Raw genomic sequence first — 13,554 nt, forward strand, 5'->3', positions numbered from 1 at the left:
ACTCCTTACCCGCCGCTAACAGGCGGAAGCAAAGCTACCGTATCGTTAGGTCCAATCTGATCTTGATCATCTGCGAATTGTTCGTTAACTGCAATCATCACGTGATCAAGTAATAGCTCAGGATAACGTCTTTTCATCTCGAGTCGAAAGTCAGCAACTGTGATCGAACCCAGATCTAAGTTCAATTCATGTATTCCTAATTGCTCACTTAAATGCGCAAAACATAATATTTTCATAAAGGACCACCTTCTTTAACATAAAGTCACATCACATATCGCTGATACAGTTTCTTAGCTTCAACAGGATCCGAAGTACCATGAATGAGTGCCCGTCCATCTTGAAAAATAACAAGCCTAAAATTCTCTTGTTCGATCTGAATAAGATGAGGAGTCACTCTTACGCCAGTATCTTTCCCCATTGCACGCTTAGCAACACCTTCTAGATCAAGTAATTCTTCTGTCGGATAACGGACCCATACAGAGGTTCGGCCGCATAATACCTCCGTTTTTATCTCTGAATCATATCTCAGGTAAGGATAAGTCGGCTCGGCTCCACAGGTTTGACAAGTGTGATGCCCTGTATCATTATGTATCCGGATCGCCTGTGACATGTTCGTCCATAGATCAAATACCATAAAACGATCAGACATCAACCTTTTGTTCCCGGTCAGCCATTTGAGCGCTTCGGCAGATTGCGTAGAAACTACTCTTTGTACAGCAGGGGCAATAATTCCCTCGATGTCACATGAAGCAGAACCAAAAGGCATGCGCTTCAGTAAGCAATGAAGACAAGGTGTTTTTCCAGGGATAAAGTTATACACCGCACCAAAACTACCGGAGCAAGCTCCATAAATCCAAGGAATTTGATATTTGTAGGATATATCATTAATCATATAACGGATAGGAAAATGGTCTGTCGCATCCAGAATTAAATCGATGTTGTGATTCTCAAGAATGTTCTGAAGGTCCCGTGCCGAACAATCCATTACATACGGATTTACACGAATATCTGAGTTAATCTGCTGTAATCGATTTGCTGCTGCAATCGCTTTAGGAAGTTGCTCGCTTACATCTTGTTCCGCATATAAAGATTGACGCTGCAGATTGCTCCATTCCACCACATCACGATCAATGATCGAAATCGTTCCAACTCCTGATCGAGCAAGTATTTCCGCATTCCCTGAACCAAGTGCACCGGCACCGATGATGAGTACATGTGCATCAGAGAGAAGCTGCTGCCCCTGTATACCAATCGGCTGAAAATTCTCCTGTCTGCTATAGCGACCCTGATTCACACGATCCCTCCTTCCTCTACCTCCTGTTTAGAAAAAAGCGGCATGGATTCCGCCTAAGCGGACCATGCCCTTTTTCAATACATCCGAATCATATGATATCTATATATAATATTTAGAAAACCCTATTAACCCCGTTTGCGATACACTACATAGCTGCGTCTCAAATATTTGATAGGCATGCTGAGCATATGCACAAGTCTTGTGAAAGGGAATACCGCAAATAACGATAGTCCTAGAACTACATGAATTTGGAAAATGAGAGGCACATCGCTCATGAGTGCAGCATCCGGTCTAAAGATGAGTACCCCTCTAAGCCATGGACCAATGGTCTCCCGGTAATCAAACTCTCCGCTGCCCGCCATATTGAAGAGAGTAGCACTCATGCCAACAACGACAATGAGGGTAAGGAGAATGATGGATAACATATCTCCAAAGCTGCTGGTTCTCCGAATACGAACGTCAGATAGACGGCGAACAACCAGAATAATACAACCAATCAGCGTCATGATTCCAGCAATGGTCCCAATCGAAAGTGCCATTAAATGATAAACATGATCTGAAACTCCGAGTGCTGAAAGCCAAGATTTAGGGATAAGAATACCACCTACATGACCAAAGAAGACAAGGATAATTCCAATGTGGAACAGATTACTTCCAAGACGCAGCTTCTTCTTCTCTAAGAGTTCACTAGATTTCGCTGTCCAGCCAAACTGATCTGTTTGATAGCGATAATAAAGACCCACCAAAAATAAGATGAGTATGATATAGGGATAAATCACCCAGAAAAATTGACTCCCCCAAGTCATGAGGTTCCCTCCTTAACTTGTCCATATCCGGCAGCAGCCCACATCGGACCGCAGCCTTGTGCAGAAGGCATGCTTCCGCATGCAGCCGGAGCTGATATTTCGATTAACCCTTCCGTGATACCGGAATGATCCAGTATCCACAGTATGGCTTCCATAACATATCGATAAGGACTATTTTGCTTATCTAGTGCTGATTTCAGCTGTTCGAGTGCTTTACGGAAAGAGACTAAAAGCCCTATGCCTCTGTCCATCTCTGCAACAGCCACATATTCAAGCACCAGCGGCAGAAAATCAGGTAATTCATCCGTATCCATGATCATGTCCTCTTCTTCATAAAGCTGCTTCAAACGCAGCAAGGCAGGACCACGTTCCCGATCTTCACCCAGTTGTCCATAAGTTAGATACAAATTTGATTTCTTATTAAAATCAAAAGTCTTAACATAGGCGGATGTAATTGCCTCTGCATCCATACCAGCAAAGGAGGCAATACATTCACCAGCTAAGGTTTGCAGAGTATCTCTCACTTCTTCGTTCTCTTCCTGGATCAAATGGCACCAGTCAACATACATGTCATCTGACGTTTCTTGCCATGTTGCATCCGGGTATTGCAATAGCTGTGAGAAGAGCATCCAGCTTGAACGCAGCGTTATCTCTTTCATATCCGATCACTCCTTTTCGATTTGATGGAAACGTAAGATTCATCCGCCACAAGGCCCAGGTCCGCCTGCCATATTCGTGAACCCGCAGCCTCCTTGTTCGGAGTAGAGATCTGCGAATTCCTCTCGGTGTGCGGAAGGAATGACAAATCGATCTTCGTATTTCGCAATTGCAAGTAAACGGTACATTTCTTCTGTATCTTTTTCCGTCATACCGAATTGTTTCAGTATGTCAAGATCAGGTGTTTTGTTTAAGTTACGAGAACGCATATGTGAACGCATAACAGCCATCTTTTTCAGCACATTCGTAACCACATCGGTATCTCCAGCAGTCAGTAAGTTTGCCAGATACTGAACAGGAATACGCATGTCATCAATAGCCGGGAACATATCTTCCGGTGTTGCGGATGCGCCTTTCCCTTCCACCATGTTCGTAATTGGGCTGAGCGGCGGTACATACCATACCATTGGCAATGTCCGGTATTCCGGATGAAGCGGAAGTGCAATCTTCCAGTCGACTACCATCTTGTAGATCGGTGAACGCTGTGCATGCTCAATCCAGTCTTCTGGAATATTCGCAGCTCTCGCTGCTGCAATCACTTCAGGATCGTTCGGGTCCAGGAATACATTAAGCTGTGATTCATAGAGATCTTTCTCGTTTGTAACGGATGCAGCTGCTTCCACTTTGTCCGCATCGTAGAGCATAACGCCCAGGTAACGAATTCTTCCTACGCAAGTCTCGGAGCAAATCGTAGGCAATCCTTGCTCAAGCCGCGGGAAGCAAAGTGTACATTTCTCTGCTTTGTTTGTTTGCCAGTTGAAGTACACTTTTTTATATGGACAGCTTGATACACAGAATCTCCAAGAACGGCAAGCATTCTGATCAACCAGAACGATTCCGTCTTCATCCCGTTTGTACATTGCTCCAGAAGGACAGCTCGATACACAGGCTGGGTTAATGCAGTGCTCACAAATACGCGGCAAGTACATCATAAATACCTGTTCAAACTCCATACGAACGGATTCTTGGATCCCCTTCATATTCGGATCTTCGTAGCCAGACTCATGTACGCCGGCTAGGTCATCTTCCCAGTTTGGTCCCCACTCCAGGTTCATATATTCACCAGTAATCTGCGATTTCGGACGTGCAACTGGCTGGTGTTTAAGCTCAGGACTCTGCTGAAGTTTCTCATAATCATAGTCCCATGGCTCGTAGTAATCATCGATTGTTGGTTGATCTGGGTTGTGGAAAATATTTTTCAGGCGATTCGCACGGCTGCCTGAACGAAGTTCAAGCTTGCCGTCTTTTTTCAGTTCCCAACCGCCTTTATATTTATCTTGGTTCTCCCATTGTTTTGGATATCCAATACCTGGCTTTGTCTCTACATTGTTGAACCACATGTACTCGGCACCTTTACGGTTTGTCCATGTGTTCTTACAAGTGACCGAGCAGGTATGACATCCAATACATTTATCTAAGTTCATGACCATTCCGATTTGCGCTTTAATCTTCAAGCCAGTTCACCTCCTCAAGTTTGCGGATCACAACATACAGATCCCGTTGGTTTCCTGTAGGGCCATAGTAGTTAAATCCGTAGCTCAGTTGGGCATAGCCGCCAATCATGTGCGTTGGTTTCACGTGAATCCGTGTCGGACTGTTGTGTGTACCACCGCGTGTTGTCGTCACATCGGTTGCAGGCACGTTAATTGTGCGGTCCTGCGCATGGTGCATGTAAGCCATTCCGCGAGGCATACGGTGCGTGACAACGGCACGAGCAACGACCGCACCATTTTGGTTGAAGCACTCAATCCAGTCATTATCTTTAATATCTGCATCTGCTGCATCGTCCTTATTGACCCAAATCGTTGGTCCTCCGCGGAACAAGGTGAGCATTGGCAGAGAATCAAAATACATACTGTGAATCGACCACTTACTATGCGGTGTCATGAAGTTCAGTACAATTTCTTTCCCTTTCGTCGCTGGACGTTTTTTATTGGTATGGAAAGGTGCATGTTTCATCGTCGGTTTATAAATCGCCATGTTTTCACCGAACTCCGTCAACATTTCATGATCAAGGAAGTAATGCTGACGACCTGTAAGCGTACGATAAGGAATCAGGCGCTCTACATTTGTTGTAAATGGTGAATAACGACGACCATGTTGTTCAGAACCACTGAAAGCAGGTGAAGTGATTACGGTTTTTGGCTGTGTTGTAATCTCGTTGAAAGTAAATCGTTCTTCCATCCGGTCTTCCGCCAGATCTTTCAGTTTAAGTGCTGTTTTTTGCTCTAGGGATTCCCAAGCTCTAACCGCCATTTTACCGTTACTTGTCGTGGACAAGGACAGGATCGCTTCCGCCATGTGACGGTCTGTTACGAGTTTCGGACATCCTTCGCTAATACCAGGTTCGTCCACTACGCCATTCACTTTTTTCATCAGTTCATATTCTTCTGCTGCAGACCAGTTAATGCCCTTAATACCATAAGGTTTATCTTTGATGTTAGGTCCAAGTGCTGTCATTTTCTTATATACAGAAGCATAATCACGTTCTACAACTACAAACTTCGGCATGGTTTTGCCTGGAATTGCGTCAATCTCACCTTTGCTCCAATCCAAAATTCGGCCGAAAGGCTGAGACAATTCATCTGGTGTATCATGCTGAAGCGGAACTGCTACAAGATCAAGCTGAGGTTCTGTGAACTGGCTTTCTGCCATTTCAGAGAATGTCTTAGCAATCGTCTTAAATGTCTCCCAGTCCGACTTCGATTCCCATAGCGGCGCTACTGCCGGGTTAAATGGATGGATGAACGGATGCATATCTGTAGAAGACAGGTCGCTCTTCTCATACCAAGTCGCTGCAGGAAGCACGATATCGGAATAAACCGCTGTTCCAGACATGCGGAAATCGATGTCTACCATTAAGTCAAGTTTGCCTTCCGCTGCGTTGTCATGCCATTTGATTTCCTTCGGACGAATTGTTTCGGAATCATCATTCAGCAGTCCGTTGTGTGCTCCAAGTAAATATTTCAGGAAGTACTCATGACCTTTACCAGAACTTGAGATCAAGTTCGCACGCCATACAAACATGACTTTTGGATGGTTTACTTCCGCATCTGGATCTTCAATCGCAAACTGCATTTTACGATCTTTCAGCTGCTCAGCAACATAATTTGCTACACTTTCCGGTGTATTGTGACCTTGCTCGGAAGCTTCTTTCGCAACTTCAATCGAGTTTCTATTAAATTGCGGATACGAAGGCAGCCATCCTAGACGAGCAGCCATGACATTGTAATCCGCATAGTGAGAATAACGTGCTCCATCTACCAAGGCAGATGTATGTCCATCTACTGGATTCGATTCAAATCTCCACTGATTCGTAGCAAAATAGAAGAAAGATGTACCATTTTGCTGACGTGGCGGCATCGTCCAGTCACGTGCAAACGCAACGTTAGCCCAGCCTTCTGCAGGACGAAGTTTTTCTTGTCCAACATAGTGCGCCCAGCCTCCGCCATTCACACCTTGGCAGCCTGTCATTAATACAAGGTTCAGCACACTGCGGTAGATGGTATCGGAGTTGTACCAGTGGTTAATACCGGCACCCACGATAATCATGGAACGACCTTTACTATCCACTGCATTTTGAGCAAATTCACGCGCAATTTGAATCACAGATTCACGATCTACGCCTGTAATCTGTTCTTGCCATGCAGGTGAATATACCGTGCTTGCATCATCGTAATTGCTTCCGTTTACGGCATCAACACCGTAATGGGCAAGCATAAGATCAAATACGCTAGTTACTCGGTACGTTTCCCCATTTGGAGTCGTAATCGTACGGTATGGAATGTTACGAGTAACAACGGTATTGCCTTCGTCGTCAAAGTAAGGGAACTTAATAGTCAGTTCACCGTCAGCTGTTGTACCAAGCCCAAGCTGTGGAGAAATTTCTTCCCCAGTAAGGGTATCCACCATTTCGAGGTTCCATTTTCCTTCTTCTCCCCAGCGTGAACCGATGGTTCCGTTCGGAATGCGAAGCTCGCCTGAATTCTCATCGATCAGTACGGTTTTCCACTCTGCATTATTGGTATCCACACCAAGATCTTTTGCAGTGAGGAAGCGATTTGCCGTAAAGGCGCCGTCTTTCTCATCCAACATAACGAGGAATGGGAAATCTGTATATTTTTTAGAATATTCATTGAAATAAGGTGTGCTTTGTTTCACATAGAATTCATTTAAAATAACGTGGCCCATTGCCATCGCTAGTGCTCCGTCCGTTCCTTGTTTTGCTGGGAGCCACTTATCTGCGAATCTTACAAATTCCGCGTAGTCCGGACTAATGGATACCACTTTCGTTCCACGATACCGTGCTTCTGTCATGAAGTGAGCATCCGGTGTTCTCGTCATCGGCAGGTTTGAACCCCATACTAGCAAGTAGCTGGAATTGTACCAGTCACTACTTTCTGGAACATCGGTTTGATCCCCCCAAATTTGCGGTGATGCCGGAGGCAAATCTGCATACCAGTCATAGAAACTAAGCAGCGGAGATCCCACAAGAGAAAGGAAACGAGATCCTGCTGCATAACTTACCATGGACATCGCAGGGATTGGAGAGAATCCAATGATGCGGTCTGGTCCGTTCTGCTTAATTGTGTGCAGCATGGAAGCAGAGATGATCTCGGATACTTCATCCCAGGATGCGCGGACCATTCCACCTTTACCCCGTGCTGATTTATATGTTAATTTTTTGTTCTTATCTGCAACAATCGAATCCCATGCTTTCACAGGATCCTCATGCTCACGTTTCGCTTCTCTCCATAGTTCAAGCAATTTACCGCGAATGTATGGATATTTCACACGCAGCGGACTATAGAGATACCAAGAAAAACTTGCTCCACGCGGACAACCGCGAGGTTCAAATTCCGGCATATCCGGCCCAGTTGTAGGATAATCAGTTTGCTGTGTTTCCCAAGTAACAATGCCGTCTTTAACAAAAATTTTCCAGCTGCAAGAACCTGTACAGTTGACACCATGTGTTGAACGTACCACTTTGTCATGCTGCCAACGATTCCGATACATTTCTTCAGAAGAACGGTCGGCAAGAGTAACTTCACTCCATCCTTCCGAGTTCTTTTCGCGCTTACGGAAAAATTTTAATCTTTGTAGTAGAGGATTGGTTTTATTCATCTTCCCAGCTCCTTGCGCATTTTGATAATTCTATTGTATACGCAAGGTTAGGGTGATTAAGAGGGGGGAACTCCCCCATTCCAAGGTAGGGATTCCCCGATGTTCATGTACTGAATGCGAGGGTGAACTTATTTCACGGATAGAAGAGATAATGCGAGGGAAATAGAGTGCTGAAGGACTGTCGTTTCGTTATTCATGAAAATGATCGGAATCTCTGCATAGCCGTTATCTCGCTGCCACTGGATTCCTTCTAAGACGAGGGATTCCTGCCAGCTAAGGAATAGCTTGATATTAGAAGCTTGCCTTAGCAAACTTTCCATATCGTTGTGATCACGAAGCAGTGCGATTTTGGGATAAGGAGCTTTTTTGAAGCCTTCCGCAAGCAAAAGGTCTACTCTTCCCCTCATGTGCTCTGCAATTTGATCTAAAGATGTCTCCGATTCTCGCATCATGCGAGTCGCTGTCTGCGATGTAAGTACGGTTTCTACTGCGCCGCTGGCCAGATGTTTGGAACTATCTGTACCCGCATCGTCCAGCTCAAATGTATGTGCATCACGCTTAGCTGAACCAACACGAACTCCTTTTGCCGTTAATGCTGAAATTAACTTGCAGCATAAGGTAGTTTTTCCGCTATTCTTATAGCCAATCACCTGCAGTACAGGCAGACTGCCTATGCTTGACACCTCTTCTTCTTGGTTCGTTCCTGATAACATAGCAGCACCTCCCTATTCTTTAATTCCGTCTTACATCATCATATCATCATGTTCAGGCAGTCGCCCTTTCGGTTAGATCATAAGATCTTATTCCACACAGCCACACAGAACATAGGGAACTCCCCCATACCCGAACAGCTATAATGCGGAAATGGCTGTGAAGCGCCTAAGCTCCACAGCCAATGTCCTATAGGATACTTTGCATGAACGTCACCTGTACATCTAGGTATCCACTCATTCTCCGGTGGTTCATGTTTGTATCCTTTATTTTTGTTTTGTATTTCCGTCTAACTTAAGTGAAGCATTATGAACTTCTTTTGGATCCACTTCACTAAATACACCAACATAATAATTAGTTTCACCAACATCATTTTGAATGGCATTAATCGTCAGATACTGCAGATATAGATTTCCGTTCTTTTTCTTGTTCCAAATGTTGCCTGACCAGGAATGCTTCTCTCCCAGCTGCTTCCACATCACATCATAAAATGGTGCCTCATGTTTACCTGATTTCAAAAACCCAGGTGTTTTTCCGATGGATTCTTCAACAGTGTAACCGGTAATCTCAGTAAAGGCCGGATTAATTGTCTGAATAATTCCTTTAGAGTTCGTCACAAGTACAGCTTGCGACGTAGTGTTTACGATTTGTTCAGCAAGTTTCATACGATCTTGCCAGTACATATAAATTACGAGAAGGATACTGCACAAGGAAACCATCGACAAAGCCATGAATCCGATCGCGTAGTGACCTGTAATTGCAAACAGAGAGGAAAGCATTAGCGGCGGGAAGAAACCACCGAGTCCCCCTAGAGCTGAGATCAGACCGTTTGCAATACCCGATTGTTTTGCAAAATAAAGAGGTACCAATTTGAAAATCGTACCGTTACCAATCCCTGCACATAGTCCAATGAGCAAGCATCCTACGGTAAAGATCGAAATTCCTGGAGAGAACGCAAGAATTACACCGCCGATCGTCAAACCCGTGAACACGAACAACAAGATTTTGAATGGATTGAATTTGTCACCAAGCCATCCTCCTGTTGTACGCATAAATGTTGCGAGTGTAATAAATCCAGCTGCGCGCAGTCCAGCATCCACTTTACTAATTCCAAAATTATTCACGAGATGATTCGGCAAGAATACAGTGAAAGCAACGAAAGCACCAAAGGTAATAAAGTAGAAGAAGCATAATAACCACAGCTTTTCATTTTTATATACACCTTTAATTTGGTCTTTTAATGATGTATCCAGTTTTGATTCTTTACGATCACCAAGGAAGAAGTTAGCAAGGATAAAGACAGCAAGTACAATCATATAAATTTGCACCGTAGTACGCCATCCAAACTGCTCTGCAAGTACCGGTGCGAAGAACGTACTAAGTGCTGACCCTAAGTTACCAAGTCCATAAATACCATTAACGAGACCATGTTTTTCTTTTGGATAGTATTTAGGCAGGGAAGTAACACCGACAGAGAATGTTGCACCTGAGATCCCCAGGAACAAACCTCCAATAATTAAATCAATGAAACTATCTGCTCGGCTGATGTAAAATACCGGGATCAGCAGTACAAGGAAGCTGACCAAAAACATATTGCGAGCTCCATATTTATTGGTCCAAAAACCAAATGGGATTCGCAAGATCGAACCAAGTACGACAGGTACTGCGGTAACAAGAGACAGTTGTCCTGGCGTTAATGGAATTCCGTCCTTAATAAATACGATTAATGATGATAAAATACCCCAAACCGCAAAACCTAAGACCAAACTTAGGGTTTGTAAGGGAAGTATTGCTTTAGGTGGTTTCATGACCTATCCTCCTCATAAGACTCTAACTGCTATGATTTCATTATCCTTATAGGGAGGGCGAAAAAGAATTGGGGAATTCCCTCAATTGTTCTCTAGGAATTCCCCCTTCATACACTTATTTTATATTAGTCTATACTTCCCAGTGAATCTCATCCAAAAGTTGGCGGGTAGGAATGGCAAATCGTACGGACTGACGATTCTGTGCTACGGATACTTCAAGATCTGACTTCAGTGATTTTAAAAGTTCTCGCAGCGTATGGAAAGTCTCATGAGTATGAGAGTACGTTCCCTCTCCTTCATACACGACGAGTGTATACCCTATAGCGTCCTGCTCCATCGTAATCTTGGCACTAGACAGTCCGCTGAAATAATCATGTACCAAAACATCTAAGACAGCTGCAATTTCTTGCTGACGATGACTTGAAAGACGTGTAAGCCGCTGATCCAGCAGTTCACACTGAACCCCTTCATTATGCAAACTCCGTAGTTTCTGTAGCAATGGACCTGTCAGATCTGCTTGTTCTGCTTCTTCTGGCTCTACTAAGGAGACAAACGAAGCGGTATGGTCATAGAGAGCAGCGAGTGCTACAGCACTTTGTTCTACTCGTTCGACTTCTTGCGGGCTGAATATCCGTTCTTCCCGCTGTCCGACAAGTAATACACCATAGGATAACATTTGTTCGGGTCTTGATGAGTCAACCGATACCCCCATACCCGAACGGATGGACTCAATGAGGAATATCGGATATTCCAGCATTTCATCTTGTACTTCCTCTGGAAAATAGTTGACGATAAAAGGGGCTTTTGTCTTCAGCACTCTTCCAGCCATCCCTTTTCCCATACGAACCATAATTTTTTTATAACGTTCTGTGTTCGCCCCGAGTGCCATTTTCCAATGAATATCTCGATAATTCTCATCAGCAAGTGCTACAGCAATAAAGTCTAGTTTTAATTCCGATTTAAGCTGCTCTAGTTCCGTTTGTATTTGTTTTTGGATCGTTAGATGGTGGGTAGAAGGTTCAGTCAAATTCGAGCAACCCCCTCTTAAAGGCGAATTCCATCAGCTCACGGCGATTACTCAGTTTCAGTTTTTCCATGATATTTCCTTTATGGTTCTCCACCGTTTTCACACTGATTGTAAGGAGTTCCGCGACTTCTTTATTGGTATAACCTTTAGCGACTAGCGTAAATATTTCTTTTTCCCGCTCTGTTAACGTTTCAAATCGGTCTACAGCATCCTCTGCATTTCCATGCAGATAAGCTTGTATCACTTTTTTCGTATCCGCTGGCTGTAAATAGACCATTCCTTGCTGCACCTGCTTGATCGCAGTTACGAGTTCTGTAATGGGAGCTGACTTTAATACATATCCGGATGCTCCTGACTTCAGTGCCCTGAACAAATACTGTTCATCGCTATGCATGGTTAAGATAATTACCTTTACCTCTGGCATGGATTGCAAAAGCTCACTAGTCGTATATAGTCCATCTCGTCCATTCGGCATACTCAGATCCATGAGCACAATATCAGGTTTTAGCTCAAGCGCTTTTTTTATACACGATCTTCCATCTGACGCTTCACCTACCACCGTTATTCCCGGCTTTGTATCCAGCACAGCTCGAATCCCACTGCGAACCACCGCATGGTCATCCACTATTAGTACTTTTATATCCATATATTTTCTATAATCCTCTCTTCTTAAAAGGTACTTGATTCGTCAATGGGCACTTTCACTTCAATCACAGTTCCTTCATTTGGACTCGATTTGATATCAAATTCACCTTGGAGAATATTCACTCGCTCTTCCATACTGTAAAGACCAACTCCTTGACGAAGTTCAGAGGTCACCGTAAATCCTACGCCGTAATCGCGAATCAGAAGCTCCGCTAGTCTCGGTTCAACTTTCAGTTTTACTTCAACTACTTCTGTACGTGAATATTTAGCCGCATTTGTAAGAGCTTCTTGTATAATTCGGTAAAATGCAATTTCATGAGCTGATGGTAACAACTCACTATCCCCTTCAATGGTGAGCAACACTTGAATACCAAATTTCTGACCATACAGCCGGACATAGTTACGGAGTGCAGCCACAAGTCCCATATCATCAAGTGCAGAAGGTCTAAGCTCGACGGATAAATCGCGGATATCTTCAATCGTGTCTCGAATCGACTCCTGCAGCGCATCTAATGGCTTATCGATCACAGACTCCTTTTCCTCTTCTAATAGAGACTTCATTACTTCTGTCTGAATGAGAATGCTATACAGAGACTGACCGATTCCATCATGCAGCTCACGGGAGATTCGCTTTCGCTCATTTTCTTGTGCTGACAAGATAGAGTGAGTAATCATCTTCGCGATTTTGTTTTGTTCTTCTTGCCTTGCTTTTTCCACTTCCTGAAACCGAATAATATTCAGTGGTCCATACATCGGATCTTTATAATGCGATACACTCGCATTCATGGATCTTGTTATCCCTTTTGTCGTCGTCAATTGAACTTCTATATATTGTGTTCCCGGTTCAGTGATAAAGCATTTATGATAGGAACATAGCTTATTCAGTCCCGCATAATTGGAACAATGATTACAAAAATTAACCGTGACAGGGTCCTGATCCATCTTAAGAAGCTCTTTCGCTGTCGGATTCATGCGGATGATATTCAATTCACTATCCGTTACCAAAATTCCATCAGGACTATGCTGAAATACATTCGTAAACAATTCCTGTTCAGAACGAAGCTTATGGCTTTGCCAATTGATCATGAAGAAGAATAACGTCGTAATAAAAAGTACAAATAAAAAAATAGGCAGATCTTCTATCCACCTTCGATCCACTTCCTGCTCAATGGCACGAATGGCAAAGACTATAATTAACGTCATACTCACCGTGAGAATGCCGTTTTTCACCATGAATTTCATAAAAGCTCTCGTCTTCTGAGCCGGTGTAGACATCAAAGACAATCACCCCTTCTAAGTTCTTTGTTGCTTACTTCAAATTCTAACACTCATAATCCCATCATAATTGTGATTAATATCACAACGCGTAGGGGTATACATGTAACAATCGCGTTCAATTCCATAAGGGTATCCTGGTTTAGA

11 protein-coding genes are annotated in these 13,554 nt (G+C 43.7%); all 11 read right to left on the reverse strand.

Going from position 1 to position 13,554, the window contains the following annotated elements; genetic code table 11:
- Positions 1-5: 5 nt before the first annotated feature.
- The 11 genes from GQY27_RS03605 to GQY27_RS03655 all read right to left on the reverse strand — a co-directional run bounded on the left by GQY27_RS03605 (position 6) and on the right by GQY27_RS03655 (position 13,407).
- Positions 6-236: a MoaD/ThiS family protein gene (locus GQY27_RS03605; protein ID WP_160032170.1), complete on the reverse strand. Its 231-nt coding sequence runs from the start codon at positions 234-236 to the stop codon at positions 6-8.
- Between the two features lie 26 nt (positions 237-262).
- Entirely contained in the window at positions 263-1,294 is a 1,032-nt protein-coding gene (locus GQY27_RS03610; RefSeq protein WP_160032171.1) for a ThiF family adenylyltransferase, read from the reverse strand.
- 125 nt (positions 1,295-1,419) lie between these two features.
- Positions 1,420-2,100, reverse strand: coding sequence for a respiratory nitrate reductase subunit gamma (gene narI / locus GQY27_RS03615; RefSeq protein ID WP_160032172.1), 681 nt, complete (start codon positions 2,098-2,100; stop codon positions 1,420-1,422).
- A complete protein-coding gene (narJ, locus tag GQY27_RS03620; RefSeq protein WP_160032173.1) occupies positions 2,097-2,759 on the reverse strand; it encodes a nitrate reductase molybdenum cofactor assembly chaperone in 663 nt (220 codons plus the stop codon). The genes narI and narJ overlap by 4 nt, the downstream gene beginning before the upstream one ends.
- A gap of 39 nt (positions 2,760-2,798) precedes the next feature.
- Positions 2,799-4,271 carry a nitrate reductase subunit beta gene (gene narH / locus GQY27_RS03625; RefSeq protein ID WP_160032174.1) on the reverse strand — a complete coding sequence of 491 codons (1,473 nt, stop codon included), beginning with the start codon at positions 4,269-4,271 and terminating at the stop codon, positions 2,799-2,801.
- Entirely contained in the window at positions 4,261-7,941 is a 3,681-nt protein-coding gene (locus GQY27_RS03630; protein ID WP_160032175.1) for a nitrate reductase subunit alpha, read from the reverse strand. The genes narH and GQY27_RS03630 overlap by 11 nt, the downstream gene beginning before the upstream one ends.
- Positions 7,942-8,069: 128 nt before the next feature.
- The gene (gene mobB, locus GQY27_RS03635; RefSeq protein WP_160032176.1) at positions 8,070-8,654 is read right to left on the reverse strand and encodes a molybdopterin-guanine dinucleotide biosynthesis protein B; all 585 of its coding nucleotides are present in this window, start codon (positions 8,652-8,654) and stop codon (positions 8,070-8,072) included.
- Positions 8,655-8,918: 264 nt separating this feature from the next.
- Positions 8,919-10,460 carry a nitrate/nitrite transporter gene (locus GQY27_RS03640; protein ID WP_160032177.1) on the reverse strand — a complete coding sequence of 514 codons (1,542 nt, stop codon included), beginning with the start codon at positions 10,458-10,460 and terminating at the stop codon, positions 8,919-8,921.
- Positions 10,461-10,590: 130 nt separating this feature from the next.
- Positions 10,591-11,487, reverse strand: coding sequence for a GAF domain-containing protein (locus tag GQY27_RS03645; protein ID WP_160032178.1), 897 nt, complete (start codon positions 11,485-11,487; stop codon positions 10,591-10,593).
- A complete protein-coding gene (locus tag GQY27_RS03650; RefSeq protein ID WP_160032179.1) occupies positions 11,480-12,133 on the reverse strand; it encodes a response regulator in 654 nt (217 codons plus the stop codon). The genes GQY27_RS03645 and GQY27_RS03650 overlap by 8 nt, the downstream gene beginning before the upstream one ends.
- Before the next feature lie 23 nt (positions 12,134-12,156).
- Positions 12,157-13,407 (reverse strand): sensor histidine kinase, encoded by a 1,251-nt coding sequence (locus GQY27_RS03655; RefSeq protein ID WP_160032180.1) that lies wholly within the window; start codon positions 13,405-13,407, stop codon positions 12,157-12,159.
- Between the last annotated feature and the right edge of the window lie 147 nt (positions 13,408-13,554).

Origin of the sequence: Paenibacillus sp. An7 (assembly GCF_009870785.1) — a bacterium.
In the GTDB taxonomy this organism is placed as follows: domain Bacteria; phylum Bacillota; class Bacilli; order Paenibacillales; family Paenibacillaceae; genus Paenibacillus.